At 64.6% G+C, this 24,551-nt stretch carries 20 protein-coding genes and 1 tRNA gene; 11 read left to right on the top strand and 10 right to left on the bottom strand.

Annotation, left to right across the window (positions count from 1 at the left end; translation table 11 throughout):
- Positions 1 to 41 precede the first annotated feature (41 nt).
- Both B8446_RS00105 and B8446_RS00100 read right to left on the bottom strand, forming a co-directional pair.
- Positions 42 to 1,367, bottom strand: a complete 1,326-nt coding sequence (locus tag B8446_RS00105) for a carbohydrate porin (protein ID WP_199484016.1) — start codon at positions 1,365 to 1,367, stop codon at positions 42 to 44.
- A 96-nt stretch (positions 1,368 to 1,463) separates the two neighbouring features.
- Positions 1,464 to 2,819: an Nramp family divalent metal transporter gene (locus B8446_RS00100; RefSeq protein ID WP_241767556.1), complete on the bottom strand. Its 1,356-nt coding sequence runs from the start codon at positions 2,817 to 2,819 to the stop codon at positions 1,464 to 1,466.
- Positions 2,820 to 2,979: 160 nt separating this feature from the next.
- On the opposite strand from B8446_RS00100, the gene mntR reads away from it, so the two are divergent.
- Positions 2,980 to 3,471 (top strand): manganese-binding transcriptional regulator MntR, encoded by a 492-nt coding sequence (mntR, locus tag B8446_RS00095; protein WP_264921880.1) that lies wholly within the window; start codon positions 2,980 to 2,982, stop codon positions 3,469 to 3,471.
- Here mntR and B8446_RS00090 read toward each other — a convergent pair.
- Positions 3,455 to 4,234: an SDR family oxidoreductase gene (locus B8446_RS00090; protein WP_048845962.1), complete on the bottom strand. Its 780-nt coding sequence runs from the start codon at positions 4,232 to 4,234 to the stop codon at positions 3,455 to 3,457. The genes mntR and B8446_RS00090 overlap by 17 nt on opposite strands.
- A 206-nt stretch (positions 4,235 to 4,440) precedes the next feature.
- On the opposite strand from B8446_RS00090, the gene B8446_RS00085 reads away from it, so the two are divergent.
- Both B8446_RS00085 and B8446_RS00080 read left to right on the top strand, forming a co-directional pair.
- Positions 4,441 to 5,460 (top strand): L-idonate 5-dehydrogenase, encoded by a 1,020-nt coding sequence (locus B8446_RS00085; RefSeq protein ID WP_048845960.1) that lies wholly within the window; start codon positions 4,441 to 4,443, stop codon positions 5,458 to 5,460.
- Positions 5,461 to 5,650: 190 nt separating this feature from the next.
- A complete protein-coding gene (locus B8446_RS00080; RefSeq protein WP_048845958.1) occupies positions 5,651 to 7,273 on the top strand; it encodes a hypothetical protein in 1,623 nt (540 codons plus the stop codon).
- A 7-nt stretch (positions 7,274 to 7,280) separates the two neighbouring features.
- Here B8446_RS00080 and B8446_RS00075 read toward each other — a convergent pair whose 3' ends face one another.
- The 4 genes from B8446_RS00075 to B8446_RS00060 form a co-directional block, all read right to left on the bottom strand.
- Entirely contained in the window at positions 7,281 to 7,820 is a 540-nt protein-coding gene (locus B8446_RS00075; RefSeq protein ID WP_148505765.1) for a hypothetical protein, read from the bottom strand.
- A 223-nt stretch (positions 7,821 to 8,043) separates the two neighbouring features.
- The gene (locus B8446_RS00070) at positions 8,044 to 9,258 is read right to left on the bottom strand and encodes a phosphoglycerate kinase (protein WP_048845953.1); all 1,215 of its coding nucleotides are present in this window, start codon (positions 9,256 to 9,258) and stop codon (positions 8,044 to 8,046) included.
- Between the two features lie 3 nt (positions 9,259 to 9,261).
- Entirely contained in the window at positions 9,262 to 10,281 is a 1,020-nt protein-coding gene (gene gap / locus B8446_RS00065) for a type I glyceraldehyde-3-phosphate dehydrogenase (RefSeq protein ID WP_048845951.1), read from the bottom strand.
- Between the two features lie 156 nt (positions 10,282 to 10,437).
- Positions 10,438 to 12,171 carry a transketolase-like TK C-terminal-containing protein gene (locus tag B8446_RS00060; protein WP_148505764.1) on the bottom strand — a complete coding sequence of 578 codons (1,734 nt, stop codon included), beginning with the start codon at positions 12,169 to 12,171 and terminating at the stop codon, positions 10,438 to 10,440.
- 136 nt (positions 12,172 to 12,307) lie between these two features.
- Here B8446_RS00060 and B8446_RS00055 point away from each other — a divergent pair, with 136 nt between their 5' ends.
- Positions 12,308 to 12,814, top strand: coding sequence for a hypothetical protein (locus B8446_RS00055; RefSeq protein ID WP_241767555.1), 507 nt, complete (start codon positions 12,308 to 12,310; stop codon positions 12,812 to 12,814).
- A gap of 121 nt (positions 12,815 to 12,935) precedes the next feature.
- Complete coding sequence (locus tag B8446_RS00050; protein ID WP_048845947.1) at positions 12,936 to 14,450, top strand: glycosyltransferase family 2 protein; 1,515 nt, start codon at positions 12,936 to 12,938, stop codon at positions 14,448 to 14,450.
- A gap of 101 nt (positions 14,451 to 14,551) precedes the next feature.
- On the opposite strand, the gene B8446_RS00045 is transcribed toward B8446_RS00050, so the two are convergent.
- Positions 14,552 to 16,225 (bottom strand): Hint domain-containing protein, encoded by a 1,674-nt coding sequence (locus B8446_RS00045; protein ID WP_053053575.1) that lies wholly within the window; start codon positions 16,223 to 16,225, stop codon positions 14,552 to 14,554.
- Between the two features lie 893 nt (positions 16,226 to 17,118).
- On the opposite strand from B8446_RS00045, the gene B8446_RS00040 reads away from it, so the two are divergent.
- Positions 17,119 to 18,291: an aminotransferase gene (locus B8446_RS00040; protein WP_048845945.1), complete on the top strand. Its 1,173-nt coding sequence runs from the start codon at positions 17,119 to 17,121 to the stop codon at positions 18,289 to 18,291.
- Positions 18,292 to 18,489: 198 nt separating this feature from the next.
- Positions 18,490 to 18,565, top strand: a tRNA-His gene (locus B8446_RS00035).
- A gap of 8 nt (positions 18,566 to 18,573) precedes the next feature.
- Here the strand turns inward: B8446_RS00035 and B8446_RS00030 are convergent.
- Entirely contained in the window at positions 18,574 to 19,464 is an 891-nt protein-coding gene (locus B8446_RS00030) for an SDR family oxidoreductase (RefSeq protein WP_048845943.1), read from the bottom strand.
- A gap of 13 nt (positions 19,465 to 19,477) precedes the next feature.
- Positions 19,478 to 20,839 carry a hypothetical protein gene (locus B8446_RS00025; protein ID WP_048845941.1) on the bottom strand — a complete coding sequence of 454 codons (1,362 nt, stop codon included), beginning with the start codon at positions 20,837 to 20,839 and terminating at the stop codon, positions 19,478 to 19,480.
- 262 nt (positions 20,840 to 21,101) lie between these two features.
- Between B8446_RS00025 and rplM the strand changes: the two genes are divergently transcribed.
- From rplM to B8446_RS00005, 4 genes are all read left to right on the top strand, one after another.
- Complete coding sequence (rplM, locus tag B8446_RS00020; RefSeq protein ID WP_048845939.1) at positions 21,102 to 21,578, top strand: 50S ribosomal protein L13; 477 nt, start codon at positions 21,102 to 21,104, stop codon at positions 21,576 to 21,578.
- Between the two features lie 2 nt (positions 21,579 to 21,580).
- The gene (gene rpsI, locus B8446_RS00015; RefSeq protein WP_048845937.1) at positions 21,581 to 22,084 is read left to right on the top strand and encodes a 30S ribosomal protein S9; all 504 of its coding nucleotides are present in this window, start codon (positions 21,581 to 21,583) and stop codon (positions 22,082 to 22,084) included.
- A 240-nt stretch (positions 22,085 to 22,324) separates the two neighbouring features.
- Positions 22,325 to 23,278, top strand: a complete 954-nt coding sequence (locus tag B8446_RS00010) for a hypothetical protein (RefSeq protein WP_148505763.1) — start codon at positions 22,325 to 22,327, stop codon at positions 23,276 to 23,278.
- Between the two features lie 28 nt (positions 23,279 to 23,306).
- Entirely contained in the window at positions 23,307 to 24,527 is a 1,221-nt protein-coding gene (locus B8446_RS00005; RefSeq protein WP_048845933.1) for a type 2 periplasmic-binding domain-containing protein, read from the top strand.
- Positions 24,528 to 24,551 lie beyond the last annotated feature (24 nt).

Genomic DNA, 24,551 nt, shown 5'->3' with positions numbered 1-24,551 from the left:
GTGGGGGCAGAGCCCCCAAGGCTCATACAGCGTCCCAGCTCTCACATCTGTAAATGCAGCCGGATCGCCGCGATCGAGACTGGCCCGCGATCACGATTATACGCCGGATTGCCAACCCACTGGTAATCGAGCGCGGTATGTAGCGGCCCGAACACATCCGCATCGTAATACGTCTCGACGATATGTTCGCCGCCGGGATTGGGAAGCCTGCCGTCCCCAACCAGCAATCCGAGCCCGCCCGCCCCGAGATAGGCGATCCGCCCGCGCGAGGCGACGTTGATGACGCCGCCGAGGCCGATCGTATCGTTCGCGCGACGCCATGCCCGGCCGCCGATCGATATCCCCGCCGCCAGCGTGCGGTCCACGTCGGTAAATTCGTATGTCTCGAATTTCCCGTCCGCCCAGCCCGCGCGCGCGAACGCGCCGATATCGGGCGTGATCTGCTGTTCAAGGCTCAGGCTGACACCGGGGCGATTGCCGATGCGTCGCACGGCTGCGCCATCGGCGGGCTGACCCGTCCGGTCCGCCAGCGTCACCGCGTCCGCAAAACGCGCCATGCGGGCGTGGGTCAGGAACGCGGTCAGCAGGAACTTGCCCGGCTGGCCGAACAGGCTGTGCCGCTCCTCAATCTCGCCGTCGGTCTGGAACTGGTGGAAGCTGGTGTCGATATCCGGGCTGTTGGGCACGTTGGACATCAGGAACGTGCCCGCGCGCATCGTCCAGCGGCCGGTGTACCACTCTCCCGCCGCGCCGACCGAGTATCCCCACGAATCGGCGGCGTAATCGAAGGTGCCGGTATCGATCAGGGTCCAGTTGAGAAAATCCTGCCTCGGATCGTGGGCATACCGGTTGGCGTCGAAAATATCGGTGACGGCGAATTTCCCGGCTGTCAGGACCAGGCGGTCGGACGACCGTTTCAGGCCGAACTGATTGAGGTCCGGCAACTGTGTATCCGGCGCGCCGCCGAGATTGACCGTCTGCCGGACGAAGGCGCGTTGCAGGCGGAAATACGGGTCAGCCCGCCCGACCTTGTAGGCTTCTCCGCTGCTGAACCCCGCCAGCCCAAGCGTGTTGCCGATGCCGAAGCCCTGATCGATCTCTTCGTTGAGCCAGATTTCACCGCCGGACCACGGATGCACGCCGTCGAACAGCGTCAGATCCCAGGTTTCGTCGCCGCTTGCGTCATGCTGAAGACTCTGTGCGCCGCCATAGGGCGCATGAAATCCATCATGCCCCTGAAACACGAAGGTCGATTGCCCATGCAGAGCGAACAGGTCGCTTGCAAAAAAGCCGCTGCTGGGCGTCGCTTCCCCCTCGTTGGCGACCGGCGATCCGGCGGGCCCGGCCACGACGCTGGTGTCTGTCATGACGAGCATGCCGAGAGCAACGGCAAGTCTCGGCAGACAGTTAGTAATATAGCGTAAGGTAGATCGCGGAGCGCACGAGGCCATTGTCGCGGGATCTCAAAGGGTGTCGAACAGCAATTTACCGTTCAGCAGCAGAATGAGCAGCGCCACTGCCCAGGACAGGGCCGAGACCGGACGCGAGATCGCGAACGTGCCCATGCGCCTGCGATCGGAGACGAATATCACGAGCGGGATCACCGCGAACGGCAGCTGCAGCGACAGGACGACTTGACTGGCGATCAGCAGTCTTCCAACGCCCTGATGCCCATACATCATCGTGACCGCGATCACCGGCACGATGGCGATGCCGCGTGTCAGCAGACGCCGGGCCCAGTTCGGTATGCGCAGGTTCAGGAAGCCTTCCATCACGATCTGGCCTGCAAGCGTGCCGGTGACGGTCGAATTGGTTCCCGCGGCCAGCAGGGCGAGGCCGAACAACATGGAGGCTGCCGAGAGCCCGAGGATCGGGGACAGCAGGCGGTAGGCGTCCTCGATTTCCGAGACGCCGCGATGGCCTGTGGTGTGGAAGGCCGCCGCCGCGACGATCAGGATCGCGGCATTGACGAAAAGGGCAAGCGTGAGCGCGATCGTGCTGTCCCAGGTCGCCCAGCGCAGCGCTTCACGTCGGCCGCCTTCGGTCCGTGCATAGGCCCGCGTCTGGACGATCGAGGAATGCAGATAAAGATTATGCGGCATGACCGTCGCGCCGATGATGCTGATCGCGACATACAGCATCGGCCCGTCCGTCAGGATGTCGGCATGCGGCAGCAGGCCGTTCAGCACGCCCGCAAGCGGCGGCGCGGCGGCGGCGACCTGGATGGCGAAGCAGACTGCGATCACGCCAAGCAGCGCCATGACGAACGCTTCGAGATAACGAAACCCGCGCGACATCAGCGCCAGCACCAGAAGCGCATCGAGGCCGGAAATGCAGACGCCTCCGAGCAGGGGGATGTGAAACAGCAGCTCGAGCGCGACCGCCGTGCCGATGACTTCCGCCAGATCGCACGCGACGATCGCGATCTCGCATGTAACCCACAGCAGAAGATTCACCACGGGCGGGAAGCGGTCGCGGCAGCTCTGTGCGAGATCGCGACCGGTCGCGATGCCGAGACGGGCTGAAAGTGCCTGCAGCAGCACCGCCATGAGGTTCGACAACAGGATGACGCACAGCAGCCTGTAGCCGAACGCGGAACCGCCCTGCAGGTCGGTCGCCCAGTTGCCCGGATCCATGTAGCCGACCGATACCATGTAGCCCGGCCCTACGAACGACAGGAAGCGCCGGAACCACGTCGCACTGCCGGTCGCGATCCGGACCGAGCCCGTCAGACCCTGATCGCCTGACGGCGCAGTCGTGCTGCCGTCGGTAGCCGGCGCGAATGTGGACGGAGGTGCATCGTCGTTGCGGGGCGTCATGGCGTGCATAGGGGCATGACCAGCCCTGTTATGCAATGTGCTATAATCGATTGTGCAGCAGCGGACTGGCGTGGCAGACGCTCGTGCAACCACCATGGGGGTGGATGCCTCGGCTCACAGCCGATATTCATCCGCTCATATCCTGTGTGTCGGGAACACGGTGGTCGACCACGTTCCGAGGCAGAAGGTGCGTGCCATGCCTGATCCCCGTTCCCAGTCCGAAGGCTTCCGCGCCAACCGCGCAGCTCGGCGCAACGTGCTGGTCGAGGACTACGTCGAACTGATTTCCGATCTTGGCGCAGACGGGCGGCAGGTTCGTCAGATCGACATGGCAGGGCGGCTTGGCGTGTCGCAGCCGACGGTTGCCAAGATGCTGGCCCGCCTGTCGGCCGAGGGGCTGGTCGTCCAGAACCCCTATTGCGGTGTAGCCCTGACCGATGCGGGACGGACGCTCGCGGCAGAGACACGGGCGCGCCACCGGATCGTCGAAGCGTTCCTGATGGCCCTGGGCGTCGACCGGGCACAGGCCCTGATCGATGCCGAGGGGATCGAGCATTATGTGGGCGAGGCGACCCTTGCCGCCTTCCAGCGCGCGCTGGATCGGGGCCTGGGCGCCTTCATGCAGGATGCGCCGCTCAGAGCGACGCGGTGATCCCCCCGTCCACGTAGAGGATGTGGCCGTTGACGAAACTCGACGCATCCGAAGACAGGAATACGGCAGCGCCGATCAGCTCGCTCACCTCGCCCCAGCGCCCGGCCGGCGTGCGCTTGGCAAGCCAGCCCGAAAATGCCTCGTCCTTGACGAGCGCATCGTTGAGTTCGGTTGCGAAATAGCCCGGGGCGAGCCCGTTGCACTGCAGGCCGTGCCGCGCCCAGTCGGTCGCCATGCCCTTGGTCAGCATCTTCACGGCGCCCTTGGTCGCGGTATAGGGCGCGATATTCGGCCGGGCGAGTTCACTCTGCACCGAACAGATGTTGACGATCTTGCCGCTCCTGCGGGGGATCATCCGCTGGGCTGCGGCCTGAGCGACGTAGAACACACTGTCGAGATTGGTCGCGGTCAGTCGCTTCCAGGCTTCGATCGGGAATTCGTCGAGCGGCGCGCGGTGCTGGATGCCGGCATTGTTGATCAGGATGTCGATCGGCCCGATCTCGTCCTCGATACTGGCGATCATCGCTGCGACGGCGTGGGGATCGGTCACGTCACAGGCGCGGGCCGCAACCTCTGCCCCTGTCGACGCGAGCTGCGCGCGCGCTTCCTCCAGCGGTCCGGCACTGCGGGCGTTCAACACAATGGACGCGCCGTGTGCGGCGAGCCCTTCCGCTATCGCATAGCCGATCCCTTTCGAGGAGCCGGTTACCAGCGCGCGGCGGCCAGCAAGGGAGAAAAGGGGGAAGCCATGGTCTGTCGTCACGAAAACATTTCCTTCGCGGTCCGAGGGTGATGTCCGGGAAACGGATAACGGCCCCATAACAGCCACTTCGCCGTCAATCATGACACGAGGTCGTGTTGCACGGGTTCTTGACGCTCCTGTCACGTCCGATCCCCGCTACTCTATGGCGGCTACGCGTCTGCAAGCTCCGGGAAATCCGGAACCGTGTCGTCTTCGGGAAGCCGTTCATGGAAGCACTGGTCCTCCACGCCCCACGTGACCTGCGCATCGAAAAGCATCAAGCCATGCGTCTGATGCCGGGACAGGTCATGGTGCGGATCGAGGTCGGCGGGATCTGCGATTCCGACCTCTCCTATTACACGCGCGGCGGATTCGGTGCGGCGACGCTGGCTGAGCCCATCATCCTCGGCCATGAACTCGCGGGCATCGTCGAGGCGCTCGGCCCGGCCGTGCTCGGGCTGCAGATCGGCGATCGTGTCGCTATCAATCCCAGCCGCCCCTGCGGCCAGTGCAACATGTGCCGCGCCGGTCTGCCCAATCACTGCCGCCAGATGCGCTTCTACGGCAGCATCGTCCACACGCGCCCGACGCAAGGCGGTTTCTGCCGCGACCTCGTCTGCGACGCGACGCAGTGCTTTCCCGCGCGCTTCGCAGGCGCGGCCGAGCTTGCTCTTGCCGAGCCGTTTTCAGTAGCCCTTCATGCGGCCGAGCGCGCGGGCAGCCTGCGCGGCAAGCGCGTGCTGGTCATGGGATGCGGACCGGTCGGCGCGCTGGTCGTCGCGGCCGCACGCCTGCACGGCGCGCGGGACATCGTCGCGGCAGATGTCGTGCGCGAAAAGCTGGGCATTGTCAGGGGGTTCGGCGCGCGCACAACGTTCGACCTTGCCGAGGTGCCTGACGGCCTGGCCGCATGGACGGACATGATCGATGTCGCCTTCGAATGCTCCGGCATGTCGGACGCCCTGCAGAATGCAGTCAGGGCCCTGCGCCCGCGCGGCACGCTCGTGCAGGTCGGGATCGGACAGGATCTGACACTGGCGCAGGGACACGTCGTAGCCAAGGAACTGACGGTGCTCGGCTCCTACCGGTTTCACGAGGAGTTCGGCACGGCCGTCTCGCTGATCGATTCCGGTCGCGCGGCGTTGGGAAGCATGATCACGCACAGCTTTCCCCTCGATGACGCCACATGCGCGTTCGAAGCGGCGCTTGATCGCAGGCGCGCGGTCAAGGTCCAGCTCACGTTCTGAACCAGCCCGGAGCTGCTGCCATGCTCTGCGGTGCATGGCAGCAGGCGAGATGATCCGCGCCGTCCACCCATCGGACAGAGGCGCTCCGGGATCGATACGACCCGTCACACAACGAAACGTCGCGTCCGGTGACAGTCCTCTCCGAGGATGAAAGGATACGGGCACGGGTCCGGGGCGGGAGAGTGCGCATTTGGCAAGACGTGCGGCCATCGGTCTTCTGGCCCTTGTTTCGGGTGGTCTTGCATTCCTCTTCGGGCAGTTCGTCTTCATCGATTCCGACGAGGCGAATTTCTATTTCGCAGCTTGCGACATGGCGCGCGGCAATGTCCTGCTGCGCGGATGGTCTTTGCCGCCTGACAATTTCTGGCCGCTCGACGTTACGGGCATGGCCGTTCTCATCCGCTTTTTGGGGGCGGGCGCGTGGGTGCCGCATGCCATGGCGGCGATCTTGTTCGCAGGCGTGGTGGCGGCCGCACTGGTCCTCGCCAACCCGCCCGGGCGTATCTGGTCTGCAACGCGTCTTCTGCCGGTCTTCCTCTTCATGGGGCTGCCGTCATTCTTCGAGCAGGGTGCCGTCAATTTCCTGACCTATACGCCGTATCATGTCGGCACGCTCTGTATGTGTCTCTGGGGCGCTGTGCTGGTGCAGATGATCGATCGCGGTCAGCATCGAGTCATCGCGCTGGCCGGGCTATGCGCCATCACGATCCTGCTGTTCGTCGGCGATTTTTTCGGCATCGTGATTTTCGTAGTGCCGCTGGCGCTGGTGAGTCTCCTGCTTGCTGTCCAGCGTGGTCAGCCAAAGGATGCAACGCCGATTCTGGGCTGCATCGCGCTTGGCTGGATCGTGTCGGTCATCGTCAAACTGGGGCTCGGCGCAGTCGGCGCATTTGCCCGTGCAGGGCTCAGCGCCGGATTCATCCCGATCGACAAACTGCCCGAACAGACACTCTATACGTTCGCAGCTCTTGCCGATCTGTACGGGATCGACGTGTTCGGGAAGAACCTGCTCGGTCATCACTTCAACAACGCGATCGCAAGCGGCCTGAAGCTGATCTCGTTCGTCGGCGTCATCGCCTATTTCTATCGCGATCTCTGGATCAGGCGCCGGGATCCCGACGTGCTGGCAGGCTTTGACCGCACATCACGCGTATTGCTGCTCGGTGCGCTGATCGATGGCGCGGCTGCATTCCTCGCGAACTTCCATCTCGAGCGCGAAGACATCATTCGCTATTTCTACCCGGCATTCGTCTATTCGGTACTTCTCTATGCGCGACAGGCGCCGAAGCTGAACCGGATTGCCCTGCAAGTGTCGATCGCGGGAATCATGCTGATCCTTGCCCTGTCTTACAGAGACTGGCGCGTCATGCATCGGCCCTTCGTGGACCCCTTCGGCATCGGTCATCAGGTCGACAGCACGCCCGTCGTTCAGGCCCTGGCCCGCAACGGCTTACGTTTTGGCTTCGCAGGGTACTGGGACGCATCCGCGATCACATTCGCGGCCAGCCGGGACATCGTTGCCCGTGCGATCCGCAATGCGTCCGACAGTTCCTCTACCGCATCGGCATGTGCTCTGGTGCCCTATCCCTGGATCGGGACGCGTTCCGTTTATGGTCGTGGATTTTCCGGGCAGGAGCTGTTCGTGGTCACCCGCGATCTGCCGGCCGAGCCCTTCAACGCGTTGACCCAAGGCGCCGTGATCGCGGCCCTGGGACTGCCAAAGACGCTCATCCGCATCGATGCCCATACGACGGTCGATGTGTATGACCGCGAAATTCTGGAGCGCTGCCCGGCGCTGATGGTGCCCGGCTGAAGCGGGCTCAGTTCAGGGGGATGGCCAGCGCCAGGCCTGCCGCGGCCTGTCCATGTCCACGACGCTGCTGGTTCGCAGCCGAACCGCCTGCCAGTGCGTCGCCGACCTGATGCGGATCGCGATGGAAGAAGGACGGCTCGATCGACGGGGAGGTCAGATCTTTCTGCTCCTGCGGGCCGCCGTCATCATCGTCGGGCAGGGGAGCGTCGGTGAAGTGGCCCTTGCCGATGACTTCGATCTGCTGATCCCGGACCGCCGTGACGGTTGGTGTCGATGCTTCCGCCGGCGGCAAGGCCAGAGCGGTCAAATGGTCGAAACCATGACCGATGAGCGTCTTGAACGGGTGGACCTTCGTATGAGCCGGAGAGGCGGCCGGAGCAGGAGCTGCTGCCACGGCTGCCTGTTGCGGAACATCGGTGGGAGCCGCCGCCACAGTATCGTCCGCGCGCGCGGATGAGGCCCATGCGAACGCGCTCACACAAAGGGCAAGCGGAAGAACACCAGTACGGATAACGAGAAAGCTCTTGGCCCGGGTGCGCATCGGCATTGTCCTGTGCGATCCACCATGGCCTGTCATCCTTGCCATGGGCCCGATGGTATTGCGCGGTCAATCTGCCGGCTGCAACGAGAATCGCGTTATTGTTTCCGCGCGTTGCAAAACGTGATGGGAACTGCAGTCTTCGGCGGATTTCACGCTGCCCGCGGCCGGCTCGCGCTGTTGTTCGAAGGCCTGTTCCGGGCGATGTCGGTCCCGGAACAGGCTAGGGCCGTCAGAGCGGCATGGTCGTCTTGATGATATTCTGCAGGACGGCGATGCCTGGCAAGGTCTTGCCCTCGAGCCATTCGAGGAACGCGCCGCCGGCCGTCGAGACATAGCTCATCTCGCTCTCCACGCCGGCGTGCCGCAGCGCGGACACGGTGTCGCCGCCGCCCGCGATGCTCTTGAGATGCCCTTCCTGCGTCAGGCGCGCGACTTCCCGCGCCACCGCATTGGTTGCGGCATCGAAAGGCTCGATCTCGAACGCGCCGAGCGGGCCGTTCCAGACCAGCGTCTTCAGCGTGGCCAACCGTGCCGAGATCAGCTCGATCGTGCGCGGCCCTGCATCCAGGATCATCGCATCGGACGGCACTTCACCGATCAGGCAATCATGGGACGGAGCACCCGCACGGAACTCGGTCGCCACGACCGCATCGACCGGGAGCACGATCTCGCAGTTCGCGGACTTGGCTTCGGCCACGATCCGGCGTGCCGTCTCGTGCATGTCGGGTTCCTGCAACGACTTGCCGACATTGACGCCTTCGGCCGCAAGGAACGTGTTGGCCATCGCGCCGCCGATGAACAGCGTGTCGACCTTGCGGATAACGTTGCCGATCAGTTCGAGCTTCGTCGAGACCTTCGCACCGCCGATCACGGCGCCCACCGGCCGGTCCGGCAGCTCGAGGGCCGCCGTCAGCGCGTCCAGCTCGGCCTGCATCAGCCGTCCTGCAAACGACGGCAGGTGCCTGGCAATGCCGTGCGTCGAGGCATGGGCGCGGTGGGCGGCCGAGAACGCGTCATTGACGTAGATATCGCCATGCGCCGCGAGCGCCTGGGCGAGTTCCTCGTCGTTGTCTTCCTCGCCCGGATGGAAACGGGTGTTCTCGAGCAGGAGGACCTCGCCATCGCCCAGTGCCGCAACCGCCGCCTCGGCCTCGTCGCCGACGCTGGTTGCACAGAAGCGCACCGGGTGCCCGACGGCCGCGGCCAAGGGCTCTGCAAGCGGCGCCAGCGACATGCCCGGCACCACGCGGCCCTTCGGCCGGTCGAAATGGCTCAGCACCACCACGCGCGCGCCGCGATCGGCAAGTTCGCGCACGGTGGGCGCCACGCGCTCGATGCGCGCGGAATCGGTGATCCGCCCGTCACGCATCGGAACATTGAGATCGGCCCGCAGCAGGACGCGGCGGCCGCGCGGATCGACATCGTCCAGCGTGCGGTAGGCCATGGTTCAGAGTGCTCCGAACTTGGCCGCGGTGTCGGCCATGCGGTTGGAGAAGCCCCACTCGTTGTCGTACCACGCGCAGACGCGGACGAGCTGGCCACCATCGACCAGGACCGTCTGCGTCGCATCGAACGTCGACGACGCATAGGAATGGATGAAGTCGGAGCTGACGAGCGGTGCCGTGCTGTAGTCGAGCACGCCCTTCAGGTGGCCGTTCGCCGCTTCGCGCATGGCCTCGTTGACGGCCTCGGCGGAGGCCGGCGCGGTCTTCGGCACGAAGTCGAGCGACACGAGCGAGACGTTGGGCGTCGGCACGCGGATCGAGGTGCCGTCCAGCTTGCCCTTGAGGTGCGGCAGTACGAGACCCACGGCGCGCGCGGCACCCGTGGAGGTCGGGATCATGTTCAGCGCCGCCGCACGGGCCCGGCGCGGGTCCTTGTGGTGCGTATCCACCGTCCGCTGGTCGCCCGTGTAGGAATGGATCGTGACCATGTAGCCGCGCTCGATGCCGAACGCGTCGTCCAGGACGGCGGCGACAGGAGCCAGGCAGTTGGTCGTGCAGGAGGCGTTGGAGATCACCTGCATGTCCGACGTCAGCGTATCGGAATTCACGCCATAGACGATCGTCGCGTCGCAATCCGTGCCGGGCGCCGAAATGATGACCTTGCGCGCGCCAGCCTTCAGGAGGGCGCCAGCCTTTTCCTTGCTGGTGAAGAGACCGGTGCACTCCAGCGCCACGTCCACGCCGTCGAACGGCACGGCCGCCGGGTCGCGCTCGGACGAGACCTTGATCGGACCGTATGTCCGGCCGTTCGCCTCGATGACCAGCCCGCCTTCGGCCGCACGGACAGTGCCCGGGAAGCGGCCATGCACGCTGTCATAGGCAAGGAGATGGGCATTGGCGTCCGCCGAGCCGAGATCATTGATCGCGACCACTTCGACATCCGTCCGGCCGCTTTCGATGATTCCGCGCAGCACGAGCCGCCCGATACGTCCAAACCCGTTGATTGCCAGTTTGACAGCCATGCTTGTCCTCGCCCCTTCAATCCGCCTGTCGTTGCCGCTGCGCGTTTCGCTGCGGTGCCGCACCTTCGCTGCCTGTCTAGCATCGCGACGGGGGAGCCTGCATAGCGAAGAAGCGCGGTGCCCGCCAAGGCCCCGCGAAAAGACAGCATGGTTTCGTCATGCGGTCGTTATCGCGGCGAGATGCGCACGCACCCGCGCGAGCAGCGCATCATCGCAGCCGTTCGCAATCGCCTCCGCGCCGAGGAACAATCCTTCGGTGCCCAGCCAGCGCTCCCAGCCAAATCCGCTGGCGCGTTCGAGGCCGATACGCGGGGCGGTCCCCAGCACGGCCTCGCGATAGGTGGCATCGGTCCGGGCGAACTGTTTCCAGCAGGGAAGGGAGACGACGCAGGCCTCGATCCCATGCCCGGCGAGCCGGCGGCGAAGGGCTTCCGCGACCGCAACCTCGTGCCCGCTCGCAATCAGCGTCACGTCACGCGCCACGTTCGGCCCGCTCCGGACATAGGCTCCCTGTTCCGGGCCGATCCCGAGCGGCAGCGTTCCGCCATGAGGCGCCGCTTCCGTGTCCGGACGCCTCGTGTCCGGACGGCCGTCGAGGACGATGACGCTCGGGCCATCGGTCCGGGCGAGGGCGGACGTGAAGGCCGCGCGTGTCTCGACAGGATCGCAGGGCCGGAAGAGGAACACGTTGGGCATCGCACGCAGGCTTGCGAGCTGTTCGACCGGAAGCCAGATCATGTCGGCGCCCTGTAGTGCAGCCCCCTCGTCGCACAACAGATGAACAACCTGCTGCCGCATGACCGCCGCGAGCCTGAGGGCAGGGCGCAGCCGGTCGATCGACACCGCGGAAATCACGCCGAACGGCAGCAGGGCGCCATGAAGGCCAAGCCCGTTCAGGAGCGCGGCCATCCCGTGGTCGCGCGTGCCGCACGCGATCGCAAGGGCAGTGTATTGCGGATCATGATCGGGAGGCGCCAGCGTGAGGCAGGTCAGTTCCGGCCGGAGCTGCGCGATCTGGTCCAATGCGTGTCCAGCCGCGGCAAGCGGCGAGGCGGGCGTGCCGGAGCCGACGTTCGTGCGCCATGCCCGCGCCCAGTCGACTTCCCACAAGGGCGGAGCAGCGCCGTTCTGCCACCGTGTGAATTCCGCGCGCAGACGATGCCTGAACGCGCGCCGCTGCCATCCCCGGCGTGCCGTCCGTCCCCGTGCGGCGACGGCGGCCCAGGCCGGGACGGCGGCATCGTCGGTGGTCGGCCGCCCGGATCCGATGCCGGCGGCCTGTGTGCAGATGATCAGCATCGGCCGTCGGGCCCGCACCGTTGCGGCAATCGCCGCAACGACCGCGTTCCGCACGGCTTCCCTGTCCATTTGTCCATCCGGACCCGGGACCTCGCACGACACGCGTCGCACGCTCCATCCGGAAGCCGCGAAACGATCTGCGCCGCTCGTGTCGCTCTGCGCAACGCCTGCGATCACGCACAGCCGCGCCAGACCGAGCATGCCGGCCAGGGCCGCCGCTTCCAGTGCCACGCCGGTTTCGAGATCGGCGCCGTCGCACAGCACCCATGTGCGATGATCGACCAGAGACCGGCCGAAGCGGGCCGACAGCCGCGCCTCCGCCAGCGCCAGACCCACGGCCGTGCCGATCGCCTGTCCCGGCGGTGCGCGCGACATATCGAGGCCTGCATCCACATCGCCGGTCATGTCCCGCAACCGGTCCATCAGCCCGGGCTGCGATACGACGACCCGATCGCGGTCGGGCCACAGCGGGTCGGACGGGTCGAAACGCAATGCCTGCCCCCAGAGGGCCTGCGCGGCCTGGAGCAGCCCTTCCGTCGGCGCGCTGTCGCGCGCGGCAAGGTCGGTCCACGGGAATGGGAAGTCGGTCATCGCCTCGATCAACAGGTATGCACGGTCGTCCCGGCCGGCGAACGCACATGTGGCTCATCATGTCCGCCCGCGCCACCCCGGTGGCTGGCGACCCTGTCTTGCGTCCTTTGGCACTTCCTGCGACGGTCCGCACATCATGCCACCATCCCCCCCTTCCGCGTCGGGCCCCGCGTTTTCGCGCGTCTCCGCCATCCGTCATCCGCGTTTCTGTGCCCGCCTTCTGGCCGCGGGGGCCGTCATGGGCGTGCTGGGAGGGTGCAAGCTCGTGGACCAGCGCACGTTCGATCCCAACGCGGGACGGCCGCCGGTGCCCCACGTTCCCCATCATCCCGGTCCGAAACCGATCGCGCCGTTTCTGGTCGTGCGGGCCGGAACGCCCGAAGCCGAATGGCGGCCCGTCGTGACGCATGCGGCCCAGGTCGCCCTGGCCCGCAAGCCGGGCGTCCTTTTCGTGCTGACGGGTCTGGCGCCCGACCACGCGACGCCCGCCGATCAGGTCAGGGCACTGGGGGCCGTGGCATCGGGTGACGAGCGGGCGGTGGCGGACGCCATCATCGCCGCGGGTGCGCCGCCATTGCAGGTCCAGATGCAGGTGCGGACCGATCCCGGCGGCATGAGGCGGGTCCAGGTGGATGTGCGATAGAACCCGCGGGTTGCTCGGGTTCCGCCCGAAGGCAATTCATGCTCTAGCTGACTGAAATACCTGTGTCCGGTTCGTGCATGACAGATGCCGACCCAAAGTCCATGCGGAGTGTGCGCGTTTCATGACTACCGTTGCCTGTGTCCTGTTCGTGAAAAACGAATGTACTGACATTGCGGGCTGGATCGCATGGCACCTCGCACTCGGTGTCGACCGCCTGTTCATCTACGAGGACCATTCGACGGACGGCACGTGGGAAGTGCTCGAGGCAGCTGCCCGGGTCGCCCCCATCACGCTCCTTCGCACCGATCCGGCGACCCAGCCGGATTTCTACTGGCGTCAGCGCGACGCCTTCATGGATGCCGCCCGCAGGGCGCGTGGTGTCTATGACTGGCTCGGCTTTCTGGATGGCGACGAATATGTCTATCCGCGTCATTTCGACCGGATCGGCGATTTTCTCGCCCAGTTTCCCGATGCGTGGGCCGTCGCCCTGAACTGGCGCATTCACGGAAACAGCGGCCGCGTCGTGCGGCCGCGCGAAATGGCCGTGGAGACGTTCCTGTCCCATGGCACGGAGAGCCTCGGCGACAACGTGCTGGTCAAGAGCTTCGTCAGACCGGAGCATCTGGGCCCGAATTACACCGATCCCCATCGCTACGACATTCCGGAAGAGCGGTATGTCGATGCACGGGGGGCGCGCGTGCAGTGGACGGGTGCGACCAAGGCGATCGACTGGCGCGATGCCTTTGTCCTGCACTTCGTCTGCCGCAGCATGGAGCAGTATATCCAGCGCATCCGCCGGCGCCTGAATGCGGATCTGGGCGATTCGACGGCCTACTGGGATCATTTCAACCGCAACGACGTCGAGGACAGGGAGCCTCTTCGTCTCATGCCGGCGGTCTATCCGGTACTGGGGCGGATCTATACGGCCATGCTCGATGCGGCCTCGATCCGGCTGCATGCCGTGGCCCGCGTCATGCGCGACGACCCGCTGCTGGCCGCGGCCCTCCTTGACCGGCCCGATCTGCGCACCCCGTCGATCGATGGCCGCAGCCAGACATCAGTGCGCACGGTCGTCCTGCGCACCCATCATGACACGCTGCTTTGCCTCGGCGGCAATCGTATCGTCCGGGATGCGACGCTGGATGGTCTTGCAGGGGTCGTGCCGGTGCTGGGGGCCATTCATGCAAGCACGCCGGATCTCATAACGGTCTTTGCAGCCGATCGCGGGCCGCTGCATCTGCCGGGTGACTCGCGCCATCTCGACGAGCCCCTGCTGAGGATCGTCCCCGCGTCCCAGCCCGGACGCTTCTTCCTGCGCAGCACGCACGCCGGACGCTATCTGGCAGCCACGCCAGGCAGTAACGACTCAGGTGTCGCGTGCGACCGCGGCCGTGCGGATCTCTGGGAAGAATTCCGTCTGGAGCCCATTCAGTCCACTGTCACCCTGGGGCTGTCCGCCATCCCCGCTCCGGTCAATGCCCAAGGGGCCACACTGCTCGACCTGTGCGCATGGGCGCAGACATTGCAGACGCCGCCGAGACGCGGCGATTTCCTGCGTGCGCTTGCCAATCTTTCGCCCATCGAGCGTGAACGGCTCGACCACCTGATTCCGGGACTTCTGCTGCCGTTCCTGTAAAAAGACTGCGCATCGCCCGCTGGATCGGGATGGTGCGGATAAAAAAAAGGCCCCGCTCCGATTGGAGCGGGGCCTGAACTGTCGCTTGGGTGCGGTACGACTCAGGCGCAGTTCAACATGGTCTCGGGCGTCTCCACGGAAGCTGCCAGATAAGGCCCTGCCGACAGCACCGTGATCGCCAGCATTCCAATGCTGTCGGGCCGCCGGTCGCCCAACGGCAGGGTCGCGCAGCCGTTCGTCCAGCGGCAGGGTGCCTGCTCCTGAACATCCCAGCCGGACAGGGCATCATCTGTCAGGTGCGTGTCGATTTCCCGCGTCTCGCCCGAATCGAACAACGCTACCGTCCCGATCAGGACGCCAAGATGCCGACGATCGTCGACGAACGGACCCACCACATCGGTAGGGCGGCTGGTGCGGGACATGATGCGGACGGATCCGACACCGGCCGGGATCATGAACATCGCACGGCCACTGTTCTCTCGCGCCATGCGGATGATCTGACCGGCGTCCGTGACCAGATGCAGGTCGGCATCGTCGGTGACGGCCGGGCAGGGTGCCGGGGTGCCCAGTTCCGCACTCTCGGCGCGTGCCAGAATGCTGTCGAACAGCGGCTCCACTTCCTCCCGGCTGACCGCCAGCGGGGCTGCTGCGTCATTCGTCCAGGTGCGCGCGGACGGCGGCGCGATCCGCACGGCCGGTCCCCGCTGCTGGAAGCCGTTGCGGTTGCCGGTGTCGAGATAGCTCTCGGTCCGCAGGCCGTTGGCGACGATGACGGAATGGATTTCCGTTTCGATATGATAGTAATCATACGACGTGATGGTGTGGTCGTAGAAGATGGACCGACCGTTGACCAGCATACGGGCCGGCGTGAACTTCCCGTTCAGGAACAGGCAATGTTCCGGGGTCAGCAAAAGGTCCTTGCAGGGAACGCCGTCGCTGATCGCGTTCTGCAGGATCCGGACCGGATAGCCGGCTTCATCATCCGGCAGGTCCGGGCGAACCGTGGCATGAGCCCAGCCGGCCCAGATGACGCTGCGCAGCTGATTCTGGCCGTCGACATGCGCGACGATCCGATCGCCGATCGCAATATCTTCGACGGCCACGGGGCCATGTTCCGTCTCGATCAACGCGCCGGCCAGGAAGCACACGGTCACTGTGCCCGAGCTGGACGTGAAGGTCTTGGTCGAAGGAACGGTCACACCCAGGAAGCTCGTGGGCTTCGACAGACCGAACGGGTTGCCCGTCACGGTGATGGTGCTGCCGGCGACGATGCCCAGAAGACCGGTGGTCAGCGTCGTGGTCGAGCCGTTGTAGCTCGCACTGACGGAGGATTCATTGGGGAAGGTCAGCGTGAAATTGGCCGGGGGCGTGGTCGTCGTATTGCCGTTGGCATCGACATACGTGATCGCGCTGCTCAGGTTGAGAGACACCAGGCTCGCGTTGATTTCCAGATTTCCGCCGGCAGGGCCGATCGTTATACTGTTCAGGAGCGTCGCATTAATGGCGGAAGAGTTTTCGTCGTATGTGCCGCCGTTGATCTCGAGGCTGCTGAGCGTGCTGATATTCGCGAGCGCGCCGCCATCCACAAGCGTCGCACCGTTCTGAACGACAAGCGTCGTGAGAGCGGTTGCAGATGCAAGAGAGCTGGTATTGACCGTGGTTCCGCTGCCGGAAACGATGATTTCGCTGGCAAGATTGATGCCCGCGATACTACTCAGATTCGTGTTGTCCGGATAGGTAACGGACTGACCATTCGTCACGACTATAATCGGCATTTCTGTTCTCCGAACGGAATCGAGAGGGCGCGACATCTGGCGCGCACGCCGCCTAAGAGCGAACGGTATAACGATTTATACCATGGATTAACTTTTTAATACCAAATTATGATGATCACAGTCGATCAATGCCATGAATAATTTTATGTTTTAATATAAACATATTATGTTTGTAGAACAAACCATATGCATAAAAATAAAAGTTTGTATTGACGTGGATACTATCGAGAGTTGGAAGACCAGATTTTTTCCTATGGTGGCATTTTATCACATAATACGGTTCCGTATCTGCACACGCTCGAGAGGGCGTTGAGAATATTTTTCATCGAATTTTCGAAAAATAAGAAAATAGGAATCATTTCTAAATAATGCATTTGTTATCAAAAATTTGTTATGTGTGAAATATCGGTAAAAAATTTCGAGAAATCATGAATCTTTGCTGGATAGTGGTACTCAGGTGAAAATTCGATCAGAATTCTGATCGGACGGGACGTTCATCTACCGGCCCCCCGGGGGGGGCAACTGTGTTGATCATGTGATCTGCAAAGGCTGACCTTTCCGGATCATGGCATGAGGATGACGAGCAGCTGTCGTGCGACGGCGATGAGGATGGTGTTGGGTGCCTTGCCCTTGGCGCGCATCCTATCGCGCATGGCGATAAGTGCAGGCATGTGGCGGGACGCGGACAGGGCTGCGATATAGAGGGCTTCTCGGACCTTTCGTCGCCCGCCCCAGATGCGCCGCGCGCCCTTCTAGGTGCCGCTTTCGCGTGCGTGAGGCGCGAGACCGGCAAAAGAGGCGATCTTGCGGCGGCATGACGTTTTCGCATTGCGCTTGCGGCGGGGTGCGCTATCGACAGTGGCCTTTCGGTTCCGGAGCCTGTCTGTCCCCCCATGAAGCCCGCCAATACCCAGCTCTCGGCGCTGCCGACGACCATCTTCACCGTGATGTCCCAGCTTGCGGCCCAGCACGGTGCCATCAACCTCGGGCAGGGTTTTCCTGATACCGAAGGCCCGGCGGAGCTTGTCGAGGCGGCCCGAAGGTTTCTGGGCGACGGCCGCAACCAGTATGCGCCGCTCACGGGTCTCCCCGAGCTGCGCGGGGCGGTCGCGCGCGCCAACGCACGCTTCTATGGCATCGAGGCTGACGCGACGCGCGACGTCGTCGTGACGTCCGGTGCGACCGAAGCCATCACGGCATGCCTGATGGCCGTCGTCGATCCGGGCGACGAGGTCGTGCTCATCGAGCCCTTGTATGACACGTATCTTCCTGTCCTGAAGATGCTGGGTGCGGTTGCGCGCTGCGTGAGACTTCACGCGCCGGACTGGCTTCTGCCGGAGCAGGAGCTTCGGGCAGCCTTCGGGCCGAAGACCAAGGCCATCCTGCTCAATTCCCCTATGAACCCCACCGGCAAGGTATTCGATGCCCGGGAGCGCGCCCTGATCGCGGAGCTCGTGCGTCAGCACGATGCCTATGCGATCTGCGACGAGGTCTATGAGCACCTGACGTTCGAGGCGCCGCATGTGCCGCTGATGGCGGAGCCCGGCATGCGCGAGCGCACCATGCGCATCGGCAGCGCGGGCAAGACGTTCTCCCTGACCGGCTGGAAGGTCGGCTACGTGACGGCCTCTGCGGCGCTCGCAGCCCTCGTGGCCAAGGCGCACCAGATCCTGACGTTCTGCACCCCGCCCAACCTGCAACGGGCGGTCGCTGTCGGTCTGGACATGAAGGACGGCTATTACGAGCGTCTGTCCGGAGAGCTGCGCGCGCGACGGGACCAGTTGTCCGAAGGGCTGCATGCACTCGGCTTCCCGACCCTGCCGGCCGGCGGCAGCTATTTCGTCGTGGCGTCGATCGACGCCCATGCGAAGGGCCGTGACGACGTCACGTTTTGTCGGGACCTGATTACGGAAGCAGGCGTTGCTGCCATTCCCGTCTCGGCCTTCTACGATCCGGAGGGCGCGGAGCCGCCCCGCAATCTCATCCGATTTGCGTTCTGCAAGCGCGAAGCGGTCCTGACCGAGGCTCTGGAGCGGCTTGGGCGGGTCTTCGCGACCGAGGGCTGACCGACCTCCTTTCGCCGGGACAACACGGCACCGGCCTGTTTTGCGCGCCTGGCGTGTCCGGGCTGGATGCCCCTGCGTTTGCGTCTCTTTTCGTCGCGGCGCGGTGCAGTGACGCTGCCGATGCGATGCCCGCACGAAAATTGACCGCGCCCCCTAGACGGGCGCGCCGCAGTTCTCTATGTCACCTCTCGCTGTGTGGCGGATGTAGCTCAGCTGGTAGAGCGCCGGTTTGTGGTACCGGTTGTCGCGGGTTCGAGCCCCGTCATTCGCCCCAGCATTTCCTTAAATCGTGTGCCTTGTGCCAAACAGGCGCGTGAGCCCTTCCGACAGGCCGATCGGCGCGAAGCCGAGCCGCGCCTGCATGGGGCCGATGTCGAACGCCTTGTCTTCAAGGAGCCGCCGGATCTCGTCAGGTCCGATACGGGGCAGGCCGGGCACGAGGCGTGCCACACGTGCGCCCAGCATCAGGAGCGGTGCCGGCACGTTCACGATCCGCACGCGGCCGATCCCCGAAAAGCCAGCCACCATCTGGACGAACCGGCGATAGGGCACGGCATCGGCGCCTGCGATCACCAGACTTTCCGGCCCGTCGAGGTGGAGCGAGACCGCTGCCAGCAGCGCACGCGTCACGTCGCCCTGTTCGATCGGCTGCACCAGGGCGAACCCGCCGCCGGGCAGGGGGGCTACGTGCAACCGCCGCAGCAGGGCAGCAAGGCGCTGCACGTTGTCCTCGCCCGCGGCGCCGTAGATCATGGTCGGATGCAGGATAATCCCGGGCCGCCCGCTGGCCATCAGGGCTCGTTCGCCGGCCAGTACGCCGCGTCCATGCGCATCGGGCCAGCGGGTGAACTTTCGTGTGCTGCCCAGACAGATCAACCGGGCTTCGGGACTGCTCGCCGCAAGAATCGCCGGAACATGGCGCGCATGGGCCGTGCTGATGATGGTGCGAGCCCCGTCCAGGGCGCGGGAAAGGGCGGTTCCGGAGTCGGCGAGATCGGCCGTGCGGATCTCGCTGAATGCAATGTCGGATGCGCAGCGCGTTGCATCGCGCACGACCGCGACGACGGCATGGCCTTGCGCCACGAGCGCCCGGGACACCGCCGTACCGGATCGGCCGCTGGCGCCGATGACGGCGATCGGGCCGGACGGCCTGTCTGCCGAAACTGTCGTCACGCTTTCAGGCCGGTCACTGGATCTGGGCCGTAAATCCAAGGCTCTGGATGCGCTCCAGCGGATTGGCCGCGTGCAGGCCCTGCAGTTCCTGCGTCGTCAGCGGTGTGGGCGGATTGATGCCAAGCTGAAGGGTGTGCCCGTCCGGAGCCGCGATGTAGTCGATCAGGGTGCCGAGCGGCGGCAGGATGATCCGCATAACCTGTCCCTGTTGCGTCAGGCTCGCCCGGAGCTGGCCTGCGTCCGTGTGATGCTGGATCGCCACATGGTTCATGGCCGCGTTGATGAAGCCCGCATCGCGGTAGGTCACGCCGAACGAGACGAGACGCATCTGTCGCACGTCAGTGTGGATCGTATCGACCGGGACATGGTCGAACTGGCCGGTCAGCGTTGCGGTGCAGGCATCGGGCACGGTGACATCGACGCGGCTGAGGGCCATGGTGGCATGCTTGCGATCGACGGTCGCCTTAAGGGTGACATCGCCGGGTTTGCCGCCGAAATCGGCAGGAACGGCCGGGATCGAAACGCCATGGACGTTCACCGTCATCTGGTCCGTGTCCGCCGTGTGGTCGTCGGTGCTGTCGATATGGTCCATCAGGACGCTCGCGGGACCGAGGTCGAACTGGACACCGTCCGCCGACGAGGTCTGGGTGCCGACGAGAGGCGCGCTGGTCGCGGGCGTGCCATGCTGGCCGCTGACGAACCGGCTGAGCTGGGTCGCGAGATCGACGCCCGTCTGATGAAAGTGGCCGACATGCGCATGGATCGCGGCAGGCGGTCGGCCGATCTGCTGGGTCGGCAGGGCCGTTGCGGTATCCATCTGCACCGACAGATCCGCAAGCGTCAGGTCGGAGCGATGCCCGAGTGCATAATCATGCACAACCATCCGACCTGTCAGAAGCGACGTGATGCCGGGGGCGCTCGCCTGGATTCGATTGGCCGTGCCGTCTTCGAGCAGAATGGCGCCCACGTCGGGAACGATATGAGCCGCGCGATCCACGGGCGGCAGTGTCAGACCGCTCAGATCGACATCACCAAGGGCAAGCGAGCGTTGTGCGTCGCTGTACCGGACGTCGCGCGCCATGAGTCGTCGCAGATGCAGCCCGAGCGGCGGGTAGCCGGAAAAGCCGGCAACGCGCAGATCCGCGATCGTCAGCGTCGTCTGTCCTTCCCGGTAGACGACTGACTGGAGCTCCGCCCCGCGCATCAACAGAAGCGGCTGGGCCGCGGCATAGGAGAAGCGTGCACCCGGCGGCAGCGACGACGCGAAGCGGGCAATGCCGCTCTCGAGCGCCTGTCTGGCTTCGCGGTGCACGCCCCACCAGCCCACCACGGCAAGGACTGCGATCAGAAGGCCGGTCAGAACGGGGCGTCTCAATATCTTGCGGGCTCCTCTGCAGCGGGCCGTGCCGGACGATATCGGCGTGAGCGCCAACGAGCAACAGACCATGCGAAAAAATGCGGTATCATGTTACCTCACGTCCGGAACCGTTGAAAAACTGCGCCGGAATGTGGCCTCGTGCACACAGAAAGCGCTTGACGCCCGGCCCTGCAATCGCGATAACCCGCCGCCAATTGTCCTGGTGGCCCCGGTTGCGGCCGAGGACCATCATCTGTTCCCGTCTGGAAAGACCACTTTGATGAAAACCACGCTTTCGCTGAAGCCCAGCGAGGTGACGAAGAACTGGGTGCTGATCGACGCCGAAGGGCTCGTTCTCGGCCGTCTCGCCACCATCATCGCGACCCACCTGCGCGGCAAGCACAAGCCGCAGTACACCCCGCATGTCGATTGCGGCGACCATGTCGTCGTCATCAACGCGGAGAAGGTGGCCCTGACCGGCAACAAGGTCGGCCAGAAGCTGTTCCACTACCACACCGGCTATCCGGGCGGGATCAAGGAGCGCACTATCACGCAGCGCCTGACCGGCAAGAACCCGGGCCAGGTCGTCGAGAAGGCGGTGGAGCGCATGATCACGCGTGGCCCGCTGCAGCGCGCGCAGATGAAGCACCTGCACGTCTATGCCGGCACCGAGCACCCGCACGACGGCCAGCAGCCGAAGAAGCTCGACGTCGCGGCGCTGAACCGCAAGAACTCTATTCATTCCGCTGAGGCCTGATCATGTCCGAGACCCAAGAGCGCCCGGCCGAGCGCACCGGCACCCTGCAGGATCTGGCCGCCGTCGCACCGCACACCACGGAAAACGCGGCACCCGTCCATGAGGTCAAGCGCGACGCGCAGGGCCGTTCCTATGCCACCGGCCGTCGTAAGGACGCGGTTGCCCGCGTCTGGATCAAGCCGGGCAAGGGCGACATCATCGTCAACGGTCGCCCGGTCGTCGAGTATTTCGCGCGCCCCGTGCTGCGCATGCTCATCACCCAGCCGTTCCTGATCGCAGATCGCTACAACGCGTTCGACGTCTACTGCACGGTCACGGGCGGCGGTCTGTCCGGCCAGGCCGGCGCGGTCCGTCACGGCATCTCCCGTGCTCTGACCTATTATGAGCCGAACCTGCGCGGCATCCTGAAGGTCGCGGGCTTCCTGACCCGCGACTCCCGCGTGGTCGAGCGCAAGAAGTACGGTCGCGCCAAGGCACGTCGTTCCTTCCAGTTCTCGAAGCGCTGATTTATTGCGCCGGCGAATATTTCGCCGGTTTGCAAAAAGCCCCGGTCGGTTCTCCGACCGGGGCTTTTTTTATCCGATCTCGTAGCCGCCACGCGGATCGTCATCTCGTTCGGCCTTATTGATGGGACCGGAACACACCTGTAGCCGATTCGTAACATTACGTAACGAAAAGGCTGACCATGACCGCAACTGCCCGGCAGACCGCAGGCCAGACGTTCTGGATGAAAGCGGCGCTGGCCGGTGCGTTTTTTGGGGATCGTCTCCGCGGCGTCTGCGGATCCACTGCCGGTTATCGCCGTCAATTGCGAAATCGGACTGTCTGCGCTGGGCACGTTCACGGACATAGAGCATCGCTACAGCGACCGCTGCACATTCCGCGAGAGCTATCCGTTGTTTTCGGGCGGGCAGGCAGTCTCCAGCTACACGAACAACGCTTACCAGCGGGCTCGCGGCAACAGCTGGACTCCCGGCTTCGAAGCCAATGCGCAGGTGATGTTCGACATCGGGCGCATCAAGCACCTCTATGCCTCGGGCAATTTCGACCTTGGAGATGGTAACGAGCACGATCAGTCGGCCGAAACATCCGTGTCCTCCTACGGCACATATGGAGGTCGCAGCCAAGGGAACCGGAACCGCTCGTATACGAACTTATGGGGCGAGATCGGCAAGGGATTCCTGCTGAACGGCGGCCGCCTTCTGATCGCGCCGGTCATTCAGGGCGGGTATTATTCATATGGCCCGCGATATTCAGTCTCCTACCCGGCGTCTTTTCCCGTATTCACCACGCCGCTCCCGTCAGGGACGCCGCAATACGTTGTCCATGACAGGTTCAGCGCATTCGGCAACGGTTATGTCGATCTCGCCGTGCATGCGGACTATGCGCTGACAAATGCGCTTGTCCTGCGTGGACGCGTCGGCTGGGCCCGGATGCTCGACACGCACGCATTCATCGACGCTCGGCCCAACGCCTATCACAGGGCCACGCGCCCGCTATGGCAGGGCGATATCGGACTGGATTACCGGATCACGCGCCATTTTCATCTCACAGGCGGGGTTCGCTATACCTCCTTGACTTCGGACGTGCCCGGGAACTGTCCCAGACAAATGACAATCTGCCGTATTTCAGTTTCGCCAGTAGTGAAACGCAGCGCTCGACCAGTTGGATCAACGGCGTCAACCTGCGTATGGGTGTAGCCTACGGCTTCTGAGGCGGGATCGGGCAATGCGTGTTTGGCTGCGGCATGGACTGGCGTGTGTTCTGGGCTTCGGGCTGATGGCAACGGGGCGCGCCGCGAAGGCCGCGCCACTCTATTGCGCCGATCGCGGCATCCGCACGCTGCATGTGGCGATGTATCCGTTCATTCCGAACGTCGGCGATGCCGCATGGCGCATTGCCCAGGCGTTCGAGGCCGGCTGTCCCGGCCTGTCGCTGAAGATCACGCTCAATCCCGATTATTACGGCACGCACGGCGTCCTGACCGAGCAGGCAGATGTTTACGAGGTCGATTCGATCTTCGCGCAGGATGTCGCCGCCCGCCACAAGGCACAGCCGATCCCGGCTTCGCTCGATCATGATTTGGGCGAGAGCTTTCCCTTCGCCGAAGCGATCAGCCGCCCGCAGGGCGTGAGGCTTGGGGTGCCGCACTGGCTCTGCACGAATTTTCTCTTCCTCCGCAAGGACCTCGGCGCGCCGCCCGACACGCGCGATGCCTTGGCGCGCTGGTTCAGGGCGAAGGCGCCACAGGACCGCCTGCTGCTCGATCTGGCAGGGGTGGAAAATCTCGGGGAAATAGACGTCTCCGTCCTGCTCGCGCGCTGGGGCTCGGCGCCTGCGGCACTCGCCCATCTGAACGACCCTGCGGCCCAGGCGGACGTGACGCAGGCCCTGCGCACGTTGCTGTCGGCCGAAGTGCCAGACACGGGCCGCGACCCGCGTTTCGATCTGGCAACAGGCCTCTACGCGCGCCTGATGGCCCGCAAGCAGGGCGGTGCCTACGTTGGCTATTCCGAATCGCTCTACACCGTGCTCGACGAGACTGCGAACGGTTGCCGTCCGGATGCCTGCGTGACCGCCGATGACATCGCCGTCGCGCGGATGCCGTTCGGCCCGTCCAGCGCGCCGGTCGTCGGCTGGGCAGACATGTTCATGATCGATGCCGGCGCCAGAGGCCGGACGTTGCGTGACGCCACGGCTTTCGTCCGTTTCATGATGCAGCCAGCAACTTTCCGGATGATTCTGGTTCCGACCGACGGCACGCCGCCGCGCTATCTGCTGCCCGCAACAAAGGCGCTCTACAGCGATCCGGCCATGCTGAAGGCAGCGCCGCTCTATGCCCAGCTTGCACCCATCATCGCTACGGCACAGGCGCCGAGCGCCGTCGGACTGGAGGCCGCGTTGCAGCACGCGGCGGTGGGCGTGGATCGGGCGTTAGGGCGTGAGTGAGGGCGGTTTCGGGGGGGGGGGGGG

The organism is Tanticharoenia sakaeratensis NBRC 103193 (assembly GCF_000963885.1).
In the GTDB taxonomy this organism is placed as follows: domain Bacteria; phylum Pseudomonadota; class Alphaproteobacteria; order Acetobacterales; family Acetobacteraceae; genus Tanticharoenia; species Tanticharoenia sakaeratensis.
The sequence above is the reverse complement of the archived record's forward strand: the minus strand, read 5'-3'. Positions and strand labels throughout refer to the sequence as shown.

Coding starts and splice junctions, on each gene's coding strand:
- B8446_RS00105 (WP_199484016.1), bottom strand. CDS start 1,367: ATGACAGACACCAGCGTCGTGGCCGGGCCCGCCGGATCGCCGGTCGCC.
- B8446_RS00100 (WP_241767556.1), bottom strand. CDS start 2,819: ATGACGCCCCGCAACGACGATGCACCTCCGTCCACATTCGCGCCGGCT.
- B8446_RS00085 (WP_048845960.1), top strand. CDS start 4,441: ATGGAAGCACTGGTCCTCCACGCCCCACGTGACCTGCGCATCGAAAAG.
- B8446_RS00075 (WP_148505765.1), bottom strand. CDS start 7,820: ATGCCGATGCGCACCCGGGCCAAGAGCTTTCTCGTTATCCGTACTGGT.
- B8446_RS00070 (WP_048845953.1), bottom strand. CDS start 9,258: ATGGCCTACCGCACGCTGGACGATGTCGATCCGCGCGGCCGCCGCGTC.
- gap (WP_048845951.1), bottom strand. CDS start 10,281: ATGGCTGTCAAACTGGCAATCAACGGGTTTGGACGTATCGGGCGGCTC.
- B8446_RS00060 (WP_148505764.1), bottom strand. CDS start 12,171: ATGACCGACTTCCCATTCCCGTGGACCGACCTTGCCGCGCGCGACAGC.
- B8446_RS00055 (WP_241767555.1), top strand. CDS start 12,308: ATGCCACCATCCCCCCCTTCCGCGTCGGGCCCCGCGTTTTCGCGCGTC.
- B8446_RS00050 (WP_048845947.1), top strand. CDS start 12,936: ATGACTACCGTTGCCTGTGTCCTGTTCGTGAAAAACGAATGTACTGAC.
- B8446_RS00045 (WP_053053575.1), bottom strand. CDS start 16,225: ATGCCGATTATAGTCGTGACGAATGGTCAGTCCGTTACCTATCCGGAC.
- B8446_RS00040 (WP_048845945.1), top strand. CDS start 17,119: ATGAAGCCCGCCAATACCCAGCTCTCGGCGCTGCCGACGACCATCTTC.
- rplM (WP_048845939.1), top strand. CDS start 21,102: ATGAAAACCACGCTTTCGCTGAAGCCCAGCGAGGTGACGAAGAACTGG.
- rpsI (WP_048845937.1), top strand. CDS start 21,581: ATGTCCGAGACCCAAGAGCGCCCGGCCGAGCGCACCGGCACCCTGCAG.
- B8446_RS00005 (WP_048845933.1), top strand. CDS start 23,307: ATGCGTGTTTGGCTGCGGCATGGACTGGCGTGTGTTCTGGGCTTCGGG.